The 15,311-nt window shown below is 46.4% G+C and carries 11 protein-coding genes and 1 pseudogene; all 12 read right to left on the bottom strand.

Features of this window, described 5'->3' with window-relative positions; all coding sequences use genetic code 11:
- Window position 1: 1 nt before the first annotated feature.
- Complete coding sequence (locus tag EXT46_RS12920) at window positions 2-2,497, bottom strand: glycogen/starch/alpha-glucan phosphorylase (protein ID WP_130147744.1); 2,496 nt, start codon at window positions 2,495-2,497, stop codon at window positions 2-4.
- Window positions 2,494-4,569 (bottom strand): glycogen debranching protein GlgX, encoded by a 2,076-nt coding sequence (gene glgX, locus EXT46_RS12915; RefSeq protein WP_130147742.1) that lies wholly within the window; start codon window positions 4,567-4,569, stop codon window positions 2,494-2,496. The genes EXT46_RS12920 and glgX overlap by 4 nt, the downstream gene beginning before the upstream one ends.
- Window positions 4,562-6,838: a 1,4-alpha-glucan branching protein GlgB gene (gene glgB, locus EXT46_RS12910; RefSeq protein ID WP_240701132.1), complete on the bottom strand. Its 2,277-nt coding sequence runs from the start codon at window positions 6,836-6,838 to the stop codon at window positions 4,562-4,564. The genes glgX and glgB overlap by 8 nt, the downstream gene beginning before the upstream one ends.
- Window positions 6,819-8,822: a 4-alpha-glucanotransferase gene (gene malQ / locus EXT46_RS12905; RefSeq protein ID WP_130147740.1), complete on the bottom strand. Its 2,004-nt coding sequence runs from the start codon at window positions 8,820-8,822 to the stop codon at window positions 6,819-6,821. Before malQ ends, glgB begins: the two co-directional genes overlap by 20 nt.
- Before the next feature lie 2 nt (window positions 8,823-8,824).
- Complete coding sequence (locus EXT46_RS12900) at window positions 8,825-9,127, bottom strand: isoamylase early set domain-containing protein (RefSeq protein ID WP_053910444.1); 303 nt, start codon at window positions 9,125-9,127, stop codon at window positions 8,825-8,827.
- Between the two features lie 669 nt (window positions 9,128-9,796).
- The gene (locus tag EXT46_RS12895) at window positions 9,797-10,885 is read right to left on the bottom strand and encodes a hypothetical protein (protein WP_130147738.1); all 1,089 of its coding nucleotides are present in this window, start codon (window positions 10,883-10,885) and stop codon (window positions 9,797-9,799) included.
- Window positions 10,886-10,897: 12 nt separating this feature from the next.
- Window positions 10,898-11,071 (bottom strand): annotated as a pseudogene (locus EXT46_RS19045) (colicin V production protein); the annotation flags it as partial.
- Window positions 11,072-11,313: 242 nt separating this feature from the next.
- Complete coding sequence (locus tag EXT46_RS12885) at window positions 11,314-11,703, bottom strand: hypothetical protein (protein WP_130147734.1); 390 nt, start codon at window positions 11,701-11,703, stop codon at window positions 11,314-11,316.
- Between the two features lie 73 nt (window positions 11,704-11,776).
- Entirely contained in the window at window positions 11,777-12,145 is a 369-nt protein-coding gene (locus tag EXT46_RS12880; RefSeq protein WP_130147732.1) for a hypothetical protein, read from the bottom strand.
- Between the two features lie 26 nt (window positions 12,146-12,171).
- Entirely contained in the window at window positions 12,172-12,432 is a 261-nt protein-coding gene (locus EXT46_RS12875) for a hypothetical protein (RefSeq protein WP_130147730.1), read from the bottom strand.
- A gap of 40 nt (window positions 12,433-12,472) precedes the next feature.
- The gene (locus EXT46_RS12870; protein ID WP_130147728.1) at window positions 12,473-13,486 is read right to left on the bottom strand and encodes a 5'-nucleotidase; all 1,014 of its coding nucleotides are present in this window, start codon (window positions 13,484-13,486) and stop codon (window positions 12,473-12,475) included.
- Window positions 13,487-13,558: 72 nt separating this feature from the next.
- Window positions 13,559-15,232, bottom strand: coding sequence for an AIPR family protein (locus tag EXT46_RS12865; protein WP_130147726.1), 1,674 nt, complete (start codon window positions 15,230-15,232; stop codon window positions 13,559-13,561).
- Window positions 15,233-15,311: the final 79 nt, after the last annotated feature.

Here is a 15,311-nt window from a genome sequence, read left to right as displayed (position 1 = left end):
GTTATTCTCCTTGGCGCGTTGGCATGGCCTGTAACTGCCATATGTCTTCACTGTATTGGGCAATAGTGCGATCACTGGAAAACTGACCAGAGGCAGCGGTATTTAAAATACTCATTTGAGTCCAGTGTTTAGGGTCTTGATAAGCTTCGCTGACAGCTTGTTGAGCTTGGCAGTAACTGGCAAAGTCATAACAGGTCAGCCAAGGGTCGCTATCGTCATAAAGGAGATTAATAATGGGAGCGAAAATATCCGGCTCACACAAATTAAAATGACCGCTTTGTAGCAAGGCGATTACTTTTTGCAGCTGCGGGTCGTTCTCAATAATAGCGCGTGCGCTATAGTGCCTGCGGATATCGTCAATTTGCTCAATCTTGGCGCCAAAAGTAAAAAAGTGCTCGCCACCGAGTGCTTCAAGCATTTCCACATTGGCGCCATCCAGGGTGCCTATGGTCAGTGCGCCATTCATCATAAACTTCATATTGCCGGTGCCTGACGCTTCCTTACCCGCCGTGGATATTTGCTCTGATAAATCCGCTCCAGGGCAAATTGTTTCCATCGCGGTGACATTGTAATTCGGTAAAAACGCCACCCTTAACCACGCCTTCGCACGAGGGTCATCGTTAATGGTGTTAGCAACATTACATATCAACTTAATAATGCGCTTAGCCATATCGTAACCGGGGGCCGCTTTGCCCCCGAACAGCACACAACGGGGCACCATGCCTTGCGTATCGCCATCACAAATGCGCCGGTATAAATGAATTACATGCAAAATATTGAGCAACTGGCGTTTATATTCATGAATGCGCTTGACCTGTACATCAAATAGCATGGTCGAGTCAAATTGCACAGCGCAGCGCTGTTGCACCAACTCGCACAGCCGCGCTTTGTTGGCTTGTTTTACCTTTTGCCACGCGGCAATAAAACTATCATCATCGTAGTAACGGCGAATACGGTTAATATGCGCGAAATCTTTTACCCAATCATCGCCTATTTTGGCGGTGATCAATTGTGCCAACTCGGGGTTACAATGAGATAGCCAACGCCTGGGGGTGACCCCATTGGTCTTGTTATTAAACTTCTGTGGCCACAGCGCATAAAAATCTGCAAACAGCTGTTCTTTCAGTAAGCGGCTATGCAGCGCCGCCACCCCATTGACGGAATAGCTGCCAACAATGGCTAAATAAGCCATACGCACCTGAGGGTTTGGCCCCTCTTCAATAAGCGACAAAGCTCGCTGTTTTTGTGCACACCCGGGCCACTGTTTGGCGACTAAGATTAAGAACCGTGCGTTAATTTCATAGATAATTTGCATCAAACGCGGCAGTAGCCGTTGCATTAAAGCCACAGACCATTTTTCCAGCGCTTCAGGTAGCAAGGTGTGGTTGGTGTAGGCCATGGTACGAGTGGTTATCTGCCAAGCATCGTCCCAACTCAAGCAGTGTTCGTCGATAAGCAGGCGCATTAATTCAGCTACGGCAATACTGGGATGCGTATCGTTGAGTTGAAATACATGATAATCGGCAAAATCTGTAAACTGTGCGCCTTTAATTGCTATCCATTGGTTGAGCCGGTCTTGCAGTGCGGCACTACAGAGAAAATATTGTTGGCGCAGGCGCAGCTCTTTGCCATTTTCACTGCTGTCGTTCGGATACAGCACCATGGAAATTTGCTCAGCGAGGTTTTTTTGCGCCACAGCCTCGGCATAGCCACCAGCATTGAACTCACCAAGGTCAAACTCATCGGTGGCCTCACTTTTAAACAGCCGTAAGGTATTGACGATATCATTACCATAGCCTGGCACGGGCACATCATAAGGCACAGCTAACACATCTTGGGTGTCCAGCCATTGGCGGTGCTCGCGGCCTTGTTGGTCTCGATAAATATCGACATGACCAAAAAACTTCACCCGCACGGTTTTATCCGGTGCCGGTAATTCCCACGGATGGCCTTCACGCAGCCAATGATCGGGCTGCTCTATTTGCTGACCATTATCAATGCGTTGATTAAACATGCCGTATTCATAACGAATACCATAACCTGTGACCGGTAAGGCCATGGTCGCACAGCTATCTAAGAAGCACGCAGCCAAACGCCCTAAACCACCATTTCCTAAACCGGCGTCGTGCTCAGCGCTGGCTATATGTTCGAGCTCGGCGCAGTAATTGGCTAATGCGGCGCTCACCTCAGCAGCCATATCTAGGTTTAAAATAGCGTTATTTAAGCTACGTCCGATGAGAAACTCTAACGACAGGTAGGCCACTCTTCGTGTTGGCACTGAGGTGGTGACATTGCGGGTTTGTCGCATGCGGGCCACCAGCCTATCACGTATTGTCAGCGCCAGTGCTTGATACAAATAATGCTGCGATTCGCCCACCTTGTCGCGCCCGAGGGTATAGTGAAAATGACGAGCCAAATCATCGGCCAACGTTTCGCTATCAAGTAGCGGCGCATCCTGCCAATCCACAGGGTGGCATACAGTGCCAGACGTAGTCATAGTGTTTGCCTTGTATTGTGTTTGTTTTCAACGTTACTAAACACCCAACCACTACAGGGAGTTAAGGTTATTTCTTGATCCACAGCGATGCCCTGCGTTGCAGACACACTGTGTTCATCCGTACTCAAGCGCAGGTGCCATTGCAGTGGCGTATTATCAGGGCTCACTAAGCGCAGCGTTTGCTCGCGCCCGCCGCGATGCAGTACCACACATAAATAGTGATGGGCCTGGGTATCGATACTGTAATACACCAAGGTATGCAGCGAGGGGTCATGCCAATCGTCATTGCTCATCGGCTGCCCGTCAGGGCGATACCAAGCAATCACAAAGCGCGGGTCGTTGTCATGGATGTACTCCGGGTGCGTAAAAATGGCGAATTCACGACGCAGCCTTTGCACATCGCTGATAAACAGAGCTAACGGATGGTGGCGAGAGACATCGTGCCAACTAAGCCAATTAATGGCGTTATCTTGGCAATATGCATTATTGTTGCCCCCCTGTGAGTGCCCCATTTCCGAGCCAGCGCTGAGCATAGGCACGCCTTTGGAAAGTAATAAGGTGAGCAGTAAGTTTTTTTGTGCTCGCAAACGCAGTAACTTGATGTGGGCATCGTCGCTGTGCCCTTCCACACCATAATTACAACTGTAGTTGGCATTATGGCCGTCTTGATTGTGCTCTCCGTTGGCGTGATTATGCTTTTGCTCGTAGCTGACAAGGTCGGCCAAGGTATAGCCATCATGACTGGTGATAAAATTAATGCTGTAGCTTGGCACCATCCCGGTGGCGCTGAAAATGTCGGCAGAGCCATGCAAGCGCTTGGCTAACACGCCCAGTAAATCGCTATCGCCGCGCCAAAACCGCCTGACAACATCGCGATATTGGTCATTCCACTGTCGCCATGGAGCAGGAAAAGCGCCAAGCTGGTAACCTCCGGGGCCAATATCCCAAGGCTCGGCAATCAGTTTCGCGTGTTGTAATACCGGGTCTTGTGCAAGGCATTGAAAAAAGACATGTTCAGGGCTAAAACCATGGCGCTCTCGGCCTAAAATACTGGCCAAGTCAAAGCGAAAGCCATCAACCCCATATACCTGATACCAATGCCGTAAGCTGTCCATGACCAAGCGCAACGCACCCTGTTGGGTTAAATCTAAGGTGTTACCGCAGCCGGTGTCGTTAATGTAATGACCTTGCTCATCAAGGCGATAATAACTGCGATTATCGATGCCCCTTAGGTGGCAACAAGGGCCAAGGGCTTCGCCTTCACAGCTGTGGTTGTAAACCACATCAATCAGCACTTCGATATTGTGTTGATGTAACTCCGCGACCATGGCTTGAAATTCGTGCACATCGCCGCTAACCAAATAATCACTATGCGGAGTGAAAAAGCTCAGGGTGTTATAGCCCCAATAATTACTCAGCCCGAGTGGCTGTAAAAACGCTTCACTAATGAACTGCTGCACTGGCATAAGCTCAATGCTGGTCACACCTAGCGCCTTGATATGCTCAATGAATTGCGGCGTTGCCAAGGCTGCAAAACACCCGCGTTGGGCGTTCTCAATATCGGGGTGGCGCTGCGACCACCCCTTAACATGACATTCGTAAATAACAGTCTCATGCCAGGCAATCTCCGGGCGTTTACCTTTATACTGGCTCAGCGCGGTTACCTGTGCTTTAGGCATTAAGTGAGCATTATCAAACGGACATAGCTTACCTTGCTCATCAATAGCGCGGTGGCGAATACTGTGTTGAAAATCACCAAATAGCGAGTGTGCATAAGGGTCGAGCAGCAACTTATTAATATTAAACAACTGCCCTTGTTCAGGAGCAAAAGGACCATCCACACGATAGCCATATAGCTGCCCTTTTACAGCCCCTGCAACATAAACATGCCAATACCCGGGTTCACCTTTATGTAGGGCTATGCGTGCAATTTCACTGTGCCCAGAAGCATCATACAGACACAAGTACACGGCACTGGCATGACGCGAGTACAAGCAAAAATTAACCCCTTGGTCATCAATATAAGCCCCCAAGGGAGCACCAACGCCAGGCTTGGTAATAAATTTACTCATGATCAGGTGCCTCCCACAACAGATAAACACAAGCCAATGGCGGCACACAGATGCTGATAGACTGACTTTGCCCATGCCAGGGTAGAGGCTCCGAAAGGAGTGGCTCTGAATAGAGTGGCTCCGATGGGAGTGGCTCCGAAGGGGATGGTTGCTCATTTGCAGGTCGCTCAGCGCACACCCTAACGCCACTGCCGGAGTATTGACTCTCATCGCTATTAGCGATAACTCGGTAACTACCAGCGTGAGGCACACCAATGCGAAAATCATGATGTACTTGAGGCGTCATATTCACAACCGCGAGCACGACTTGCGGGAGGCTACTGGCAATACGTACAAAGCTGTAAATGCTTTGCTGGCTATTATTCCCATCTAACCACCGAAACCCACGCTCATCACAGTCATTTTCATGCAGAGCCGGGTAAGAACGATAAAGCTGATTCAGGCATTTAACCCAACGCTGCATGCCTTGGTGCGCTGGGTCATCAAGCAGGTGCCAATCCAGCGCATGGTTATGATCCCACTCGCGCTGCTGAGCGAACTCGCCGCCCATAAATAGCAGCTTTTTGCCAGGATGAGCCCACATAAAACCTAAATAGGCGCGCAGGTTCGCATGTTGCTGCCAACTATCTCCTGGCATTTTGCTAAGCAGCGACCCTTTGCCATGAACGACTTCATCATGGCTTAAAGGCAAAATGTAATTTTCGCTGTAGGCATAGACCATGGAAAAGGTCATGTCGTGGTGATGGTATTGGCGGTAAATCGGGTCTAACTGCATGTAGCGTAATGAGTCATTCATCCACCCCATATTCCACTTAAAACCGAACCCTAAGCCGCCACTGTCGGTGGTTTGTGTGACTCCAGGCCACGCGGTCGATTCCTCTGCGACCATCATAATGCCGCGATTTCGCCCATAGCACACACTGTTGATTTGCTGAAGGCAAGCAATAGCGCCGAGGTTTTCTCGCCCGCCCAAGTGGTTGGCCAACCACTGCCCATGCTCACGGCTGTAATCAAGGTATAACATCGATGCCACGGCATCCACGCGCAACCCATCTACCCCGTATTGCTCTAACCAAAAGCTGGCGCTAGAGGTGAGAAAGCTACGTACCTCTTGGCGCTCATAATTGTAAATATAGGTATGCCAATCTGGATGATACCCTTGGCGATGATCGGCATGCTCATACAAATGCGTGCCATCAAAACGCCCCAAACCGTGAGCATCTGCCGGGAAATGCCCCGGCACCCAATCTATTAGCACACCAATATTGTGCGCTCGGCATTGCGCGCAGAAATAGGCAAAATCATCGCCACTGCCGAAGCGCGAGGTGGGCGCGAAAAGGCCGGTGCTCTGATACCCCCAAGAGCCATCAAAGGGGAACTCGCTAACGGGCATTAATTGAATATGGGTAAACCCCATTTCTTCAACATACGGAATTAATTGCGCGGCTAACTCACGGTAATTTAAAAATTGGTTATCGGCGGTGCGCCGCCAAGAGCCAATATGCAGCTCATAAATACTAATGGCCGCATCGATGGCATTGCGGCGCTCGCGTTGCTCATAGCTTTGCTCATCCAGCGCTTTGGGCAACGTAACAGCACTGACGCGTGAGGCGGTATTTGGCGGCAGCTCTGTAGCAAATGCATAGGGGTCGGCTTTTAGTAAGGCCTCACCCGATAACGTGCGAATATGGTATTTGTAGCATTGGCCCGGCGCTACATCAGGTATAAAAATGGCCCAAACACCGCTGTCTTCAACCCGCGCCATAGGATGCTGGCGACTATCCCAGTGGTTAAAATCCCCAGTCACGCTCACCGCGAGGGCATTAGGAGCCCACACGCTAAAACGCACGCCACGGTGGCCTTGCAACGTCATCATATGAGCACCAAGGTGGCGCTGTGCCTGTTGCTCTGTGCCTTGGCGGAAATAATATAAATCGGCGGCGCTGAGCCCTAAGGGTAAGCAAAATGGGTCGGCCTGAACCACCACCGCCTCTGGGTAAGTAACACAGAGCTGATACGGAACAAATTCCGCCGGCGCCGGCGCGATAAACACCTCTGAGTCTGAATAGCGCTGGGCAATACAAGTGTGAGTGGCAAATTGCACCTCCACCGCCAAAGCGCCGGGCTTGTAGAGAATCACATACCAGCTGCCGTCAATGCGTTGATGGCCCAATAGCTGTCGCGGTTCACCCACTTGCGCCTCTTCAAGGGCGCAAACAGCATCGGCTAAATCAGGAAGTGGCGTATTATCAATCATCGCATGTTCCATGACGACTCCTAGTCAGTTCACAGATAAACTGCTGTTGCTGCTGTAAAATAGCGACAGCAGATTGGCTCAACTGTCGTCGCCAGTTTGGGTATTCACGGTGCGTACCGGGGATATTGACCGGCGCATGTTGGCCGTCTAAATCATCAAGTTGCAGGGTCAACAACTTACTACTTCCCTGCGCGAGAGCCCGACACAAGGCGCGATACACATCGGCGCTGGTGCTATGTAACGAGACCAACTGCCCTTGTTGAGTGAGTCGCTCAATCAGCGCGCTTTTATGGTTTTTACGTCGCTCATATAACGACTGTTTTTGCTCTGCACTGATAAGCGCCAGTTGCAGTGCTTGATTAAGATCATCACCCTGCCACCACTGGGCAAAAGGCGGTAAATCATGGTTGCTGATCATCAATAAGGTCTGCTCATCAAGGTGTTGCGGCGCGCTAAAGGCTGAGTGCTGGTAACAAAAGTAATACACGGTATTGGAGAATATCTGCGCTTGTGCCAAGGCCTGTCGTACTTGCTCGGGCACCACTCCTAAATCCTCACCAATCACCACGCAATGGTGTTGATGGCTGAGTATTTTTATTAGCGCTAACAGCTCGTTGAAGGGGTAGTAGACATAACAGCCCTGCTCATCTACACACCACCAAATGCGCATCAACGCCATCACATGATCGATGCGCAGCGCCCCCGCCCCTTGCATATTGGCGCTAAATAACGCTTTGGCATAGGCAAACCGATGGCACTTCATCGCTTGCGGCAACAATGCTGGCATGCCCCAATTTTGCCCCTGTGGCGCAAAATCATCCGGCGGCGCACCAATACAGGCATGGGGGGTAAACAGTGCTCGGTAACGATTAAACTCGCCACCCCTATCGCTCACGCCAACGGCCAAATCATTGATAAGGCCCAACTTCATACCCGCCTCTTGCGCTATATTTTGGCATTCTTGGCGCTGCAGCCAGGCTTGCCATTGCCAATAACAAGCCTGCTCATCATCTGGGTCGTCCAGGGTATCAAGAGCCACACGGTGCTGCTCTTTAAACTGTGCAAATTCGGCCTTGCGCTCAGCACTTGCCGTGGTGCAAAAACGCTCAAATAGAGCGCGTAATAATGGCAGCTTAAGCGCATAGACTTGCTCATAATCAAGCCAAGGCGCACTTACTACATTGCTATAGTTTCTTTTGGCCTCATTGAGCTGCGCTAAAATCGCCGCATCACATTCGGGCGAATCCTGAACGGCAATGTACAGCGGGTGGATAAGCATGCGGCTGCTAGGGCTGTACGGGCTATGCCTACTGGCATCATTACAATCGAGTAAGTGCAAGGGATTAAGTAGCACATAATCTATGGATAACGCAGCGGCTTCGCGCAGCAGCGCTTTGAGATCCGCAAAATCACCCATGCCCACCCCGTATTCGCTTACCAAGGTGTACAAGCCGCACGATAACCCCACACCTTTAACAGCTGCTTGCTGGCCATAAGCGCCTTGATAAACGTGTTGTGGCGCCCACCACAGCTCTAGCTCAGCGCTATGCTCTGCGACGCGGACCCGAGCGGCGTAAAACCCAGGCGCCAACCAACCTTGACCCAGTTCATAGCTAAGTGAGAGGTAGCGACAGCCATCAATCACGTAGTCACCGGTGACTTGCCCTTGGCTAATGCGCCAGTTAGCGTGTTGTGCGTTCACCTCTAGGTGCAAGCTCGCAACCTGCTGCCGCTGAAACTGCACCTCGCTCAGGCGAATAACTAAACGAGGCGAAGGCTCCGAGATAACCATAATGTCATCGCAAAGTTGCTGCCAAGGGGCCGCGTCAAGCTGATAGTTAAGCGCAGCTAAGGCGTCGAGGTTATCAACATCGACCCCCATGGCCTCAAGCACTTTTACCCGCAACGCTTGATCAAATTGTTGCTGTTGCCCTTGGTAATCCACGTAGCTGTCGCCAACCCCCATCAGATAGAGGCTTTGTGCCAGCGTCTGCATTGTTAAGGCTGAACGTGGGTTGATACCACACTGTTGTCAGTGCCATATGCATTGGCAACATAAGCATCGGCTTGGTGGTCGTTATCCCACTCATGGTCATCAATTAAGTAACGAAAATGAAACTCGCTGTTTTTAGGAAGGCGCGTTTTAACGCGAAATGTGCTGCCTTTTTTCGAGCAGGTCATGGGCAACGGTTGCCATTGATTAAACTCCGCCACGAGCGCAACACGGGCCGCGTGTGGGTGCTCATACTCAAAGGTGACTTCTGCTTCGTTTTTTGTTTTGAAAAAACGCTTCTTTAACATAGCTGGGCTCCAAACAAGTGTATATTTGTTCGCCACATCAATGTGCTATGGATACTGCTCAGCAAATCGGTGTGTTTTGCAAAGTCTGATGGCGAGGTTAGCAAAGAAATATGGACGCATTATTACAGTGCATAAAATGCGCTTTCTCGGTGCAATCACGCCGAAAAGTGAGGGCGTCACCCGTCACTTATAGGCTGTTAGCAGGATAAGTGCCAAGGCAGCTGCTGCGAACCTCAAATAGATACAAGGGATAATAGAAACAAACCAACAAAACGCATAATGAGATATTTTCACGCGTGCTTGCGAGCAGCTAAGCGAGAACTATTTGTGCAAGTGCGCTTTAAGTTAAAGGTCCGCTATTGCTGGCTGCAACCGACAACCCGGGGCAGTGTCCGCTTTGTTTTTGTCGTTCAAATGAGTTGAACCAGCCTTGCACCTCTCTTGGTTGATGTTGCTGCATGCTCATTTTTCGTGGCAAAGAGAACACCATGTCGTAGCTAACTTATCAATTGAACGTGGCGATTACCGGTGGATACGTTACGGGGGTATAACAAGAGTATACAGTTGAGTCAGGGGCAATTAATTTAGATTTAATTTGTACTTGACCCGGGAATATCGCGAAAAGAATAATGATTATTTGCTACCGGCCCATATTTTATTCCCTCTAAGTTATAAAGAGCAAGCTGCATCTTTGGTCAATGTAGTAACTTGTTGTATCGAGCCAGTATTTAACCCTTCCCCTTGTTCTATAAAAAGAAAAAAAATTTCTCCTCTGCTATTTCTGTATGTGTATGGCTTTGCTACATTCCCAATACGCTCATCTGTGATCTGTTCTTCTTTACCCAAGTTTCCAAGCTCATCGACGCACCTTCTCCAAACTGATAATTGATTAGGCTCTCGACCATAGTCATTTACGTAGTAAAGGTCTACCCTACCGTCCAGTCGTTTAAATGGAAAAGCATCGTGTATTTCAAACGTTTTTTCTGAAACTAGATATTCTGGAGACCAGCTATTTTGTTGGGCTATTTTGAATCGAGATTTTTGCACATATTTTGTTTTACCCTTACTCGTTTTTTTGTCGGTGGGGAAGCTCCTTTGATAACTATAAATTAGGTTTCCACTTTCAAAAGAGCTTATGACAGGCATCGTTCCCGATTGCTGAAACGAATTATCTCTAACATAGCTAACTCCATCGCTGCTTTTCATAAGTGCTAAACCGCAACATTTCGGTGCTCTAAGAGATATCGCACTCGTCGATTCAGTTAATCTGTGGTACCTAGGCCAGCTACCTCCGATTAGCTCTTGCTCTAAATTCAAAGCAACAAGATCAATCAACTTACCTTGCCTTGTCAATCGACCTTTCATGATTTGAGCTGCTTCATCGTAACCGTCTGCAAAGCTGAAATAAACCCAAAGTATAGGGCCTTCATATTCATGACCTACTAAGGTTAAATAATTTGGTTGCTTTGTAAATCCCTCTATTTCCATAGGCTGTGAGTTAAGGTCATTATGTGCACTTAAGTTAAACAACTTAACATTTATTCGGTCAAAATTTATGTTTTCAACCTGTTCAAATAGTATGAATTTTTCGCTGCCCACTTCGACATACATGCTATGAAAATTATAGTTGCTCCTCGTATCAAGTGTTCTTAGATTATGTGTCGAAAGGATGTCTGGCAGGCTCATTGCGAAAAGGCCTTCACTCATCATACACATCATAGAAAGAAGACCAAAAATACTTCGACTAAAACTATTCATTACCTTTCCTATCTATAGATCCCAAAGAGCAATAGCCCTGTCTGATGTTGCTATCGTTTCTTTTCGGTGGGCGATAACTACCCTCGTTATATCTAGTTGACGTACTGAATCGTTTATTTTCCTCTCTAATTCAACGTCAAGGTGGCTAGTAGCCTTATCCAAAAATAATAATTTGGGTTTCCTATAATAGGTCACGAACCAACCTGTAACTCATAAAGGCGCAGTAGATATACCCCATAGTAGGACCGAGAAAGCTTGTTATTAAGCGTTTAAAGTTTAGAAAGAGTGAGTAAACCGAAACCTAGCCTGAGGTATCTTAAAACGCGCTTCTAGCTACTGGCTGGGTTAATCATTTTATTTGATAAAACAACTGCCTAATAGCATCTTGCTTAGGTGGTATCGGGCAGTTGTCGAACTGTTCATATGGACTATTTTTGTTTTCCACAAGCATCGATAAAGTATTGAGGGCCAATGACAATTTTTTGTCTGTGCCGTGCAACATGTTCCTCTATTGCTTTGCGAGCAAATGTAACGGTACACCCTTGTGTGTTCGTTGCCTCAACCGAAGATAAATCTTTATCTATTTTGCTGATTACAAATGATGATTGTTCATACTCCCAGATACTGCTGTCTTTAGGTTCAATGGGCAATAGCTCCAAAACTTGGGTACCGTGTTCATTGACTAATGTAAGCTTTACTTTAACAACCCCATCGGTCTCGTTTTTTATTATCCCCCAATACGTATTTGAACACGCACCAAGAAATATAAGTATGGGTAGTCCCAACAGATACTCGGATCTACGCCTTATTCTTTCCATTGTATGACCTAATCCCATATTAACCGTTTAATATCTACACCAAGTATTTTACAACTATCAATTACTATACTTTTTAATCACATGCTTTTTGAAAGTCCTCAGCAGAAATGACGATTTGCCGCGTTGTATGTTTAACCTTCTCTTTTATCTGCTCTTTGTTAAAAACTAAGTAGCAACTGCCTGCGCCACTTATTTCAATTGAATGCAGGTTTTTATCCATCGCTTTTGACTCACGTGATGACTGGTCATATTGCCAAATATTCACTTCACCCGCTTGTAAAGGCATGTCCATTACCTGAATCCCATACTGGGTTTTAAAAGTTACTTTGACCATGAGCTCTTCAGCTGTCGCATTTTTTACACTGGCCCAGTGGATAGTTGAGCATGAGCTCAAAACAAAAGCGGCTAGTAATCCTAGAATTAGTGTTTTTAATTTTTCCATGGGATCTGAGTGGTCCAAATCAACCTTTAAGTGCCATAAAGCAGTTCCAATCTAACACTTTGCCATTCATCCCATGCATTCTCAGGGTCGATATCGGCATAACCTCTTTCTTCTGCCAGCTCCACAGCAACATCAAGTGGCATTGCCATACATTGTGAAGAGTCTCTTATACCTAACACTTCTTGCTCAGTTAAGGGAGCGCCTTTTTTCGTTTCGGCGTTTAATAGCACTGCGACTAACGCAGGAATATGAACGAGTTTTAAATCTTCATCATTTTGTGAAGGCAAAATATAAATCCTTTTATCTACGAGTCCTGGAGGGAATGCCTCAATCAGCCGGCGCGTCTGCGGGTGGGTGGATTGATTTGTTAGCCTGTTTTTCTTCGAATATCTTTTTCAATGGAGAATCACTTGGATACAAGACTTTAGCACTCGGTACATCTAATGCCGCTGCATCCAAATGTGAATCCTGATCATCAAAGAAAATATGTGGCTTGAACGCTTTCAAGAACCTACTTTTTTGTAACCCACCAAGAAAAAATGCCTGATCAATATAAACATTCCATGCTCTTATAGTGTTTATAACCCTCATTTCCGCTGGACTATTTCTGGCGGTCATTATTGCTAGTCTAACCGGAGAGTACTCAATCCGGCCAGGAAGCCTTTCTTGTATTTTTGAAAGCTTTCTAAGTAAGTTGGCATGAGGACCTTCTTGGAGAGGGATTTCTTTTTGGAGGTCTTCAGTTTCCCAGAATTTGCCGAGACCTTCAGTCTGATTGACTAACTCACTTTCTTCGCTAAATAGAACTGCATCTGCATCAAAAGCAATCCTTACTTGATCATCTCTCAGTTCATGGGAAGATTTCGGGGGCTCCTTTACAATCGCACCTGCACATACTTTGCTGTCAACCACACTTTGAGCATCTTTCTCATCTGTGGTTAAAAATAGGTCAACATAAAAAGCTTCCAAATAATCGGAGCTCGGCTCCCCTGCTGTGAATGCTGATCGAGTTATTGCGAGATCTCGACGTCTTATCTCTTTTAAAACCCTAAAGCCAGTCTCTGGGCTGTTTTTAGATATTACAACCACTTCAACAATTGGATCTTTATCACTCTCGGCTTGATGCTTATTTAAACCTAGTAGTGCTTTAACTAGTGGCATTCCTGTACCATCTTGCAATGGTTCATTTTCATGCTCTAGCATATATTCTCGGTATTCGACAATCGCTGTTTCCGGATCTTCAGCCATTTTCTTCCTGAACACTTTATCTGCGTCTGAAAGATCAAATAGTGCCGTCGCTGAAATTCCAATAACTAGCGTATTTGATAGTTCGATTGGCATAGATATCCCTTATTTCAGATGAGAAGCTAATTCCAAAAGCAGCGACGGTTCACCCTCCCCTGCCTTTTCTTGTTAGCTCAATAACTTCCCGACTAGCTCAGAACCTTTCGCAACTTGATCAGTTGCCCCCAAATCATTGAAGCAACTAAGTACGGTTTCCAACGACTCCGCCAGCAATTTAGGTGTTATTGAAATTACGGGAAGAGCAGACAATTTTGCAGATACGTCTTCCTTCCCTCCAGCTAGACCAATACTAACCATCATTGCTACATAGTATTTAATATTAGTTATTGTCTTTCTCTCTAATTCAATACCGCACTGGTCTGGTTTAAGGTAGATTTCCACTGACTTCATTATCTGAATAACTTTTAAATAAATATCAATAGGGAAATCTAAGCTAAATATTTTTCTATACTCTGTATCAGAGTTTATAAGTGTAGATGGCCTAGCTCTAGCACTGTCTGGCTTTAACAATGTTGTAGCCATCATTGTTTGTGCCATGTAAGGGATGCTAATAATCTTACCGACTGGCATTCCTTGGTTCTTATAATGATTTTTCTTTCTATCGTAATAGAAACCATTGGCTTTTAGGAAGTCCTCTATATTGCGGTGTATTTCATCAGAGCTTCTTAGCGATGCAGGAGGTATAGAGGTTTGGCTATTTGTTGCACGAATTATTCTATCTCTCGCTTCTTCATCTTCTTCACAAATAACACGAACCAAAACAGACCTTTCATCACCTGCTGGGTCATCTAGCTGGGAAAAATGTTGATAGATTTCATGAGATGTTTGGAGCCCATTAACAATTTGTGGGTCTTCAATAGTCAATTGCTTTCCAGCTAAAACTGCTTTGGGTGTAATTATGGTAACCCCATTATTGAGATACCAAAAATTTTCAGATTCAGCATTTTCTAATGTTTTCCTGATACCTGTATTTACGACAACACTTCCTTGATAATCACGAACATTAGACTCAAATATACTTCTAGCCAATGCCCCAGAATCAGAAACAAACTCATAGTACTTTGACAGAGAAACAAGACATAAATAGCTTCCTGCATCGGTTCCAATAGGCGATTCCGATACATCCAGAATTCGCGAAGTTGAAGGGATATTACGTGTCAATTCTAGCAGCTTTGAAGCACCCACAAACTCAAAGGAAAATTCAGCACCACCAAACATTTTCCCTAAATCTTCATGAAGCTTAGGAACCTTTCCTTCAACATTAGGGTGGACTTCATCGCCCTGCGTGGCGTAGTAATAATGTATTTCCAGGCGAGGAAATGTCCCAGCTAATTTGGAATAGGCATTTCTAAATAGTTTTGTTTTATCTATAAGATCTGCATTGTAGCGGGCTGTAAAGTCATCTGGGTCGTTTGCAAGGTTGAGTAGATCCTCTGCCGATTCACGGAACTTTATAACAGCGTCTTCCTTGAATGAAGCAGAGGTTTTTGACTGTATTACAACAAGCTCAATATGGTTCTTTTTTTGGTTAGGATTGATTTCCATGTCTTCTTTAAGTAACTCTCCGTTCACAAACGTATATATTGAGTCAATTCCACCATCGCCGCCATCACCAACGATTCCGTATGCTACATCGTCATAGGTCAAGTCGTGATCTTTGAGAATTTCTGAGGACGAGTAAATCTCGAAATATTCAGCTACTGTAAGTTCATCTGCTGATTCCGCACACTTTTCCTCGATTATCTGTGCAAGTATTATCTGGTCGTTTGTTTTTTGATTCATTCGAACTCTCGATCCTTGTGATGAAGTTTATTCTCGGTGGAGCTAACGCCCGCAACTGCGGACGACTTATAGCTACGAA

The sequence above is a fragment of the Pseudoalteromonas sp. CO325X genome, from assembly GCF_004208955.1.
Classification (GTDB): Bacteria; Pseudomonadota; Gammaproteobacteria; order Enterobacterales; family Alteromonadaceae; genus Pseudoalteromonas; species Pseudoalteromonas ruthenica.
This window is presented reverse-complemented; position numbering and strand designations above follow the sequence as displayed.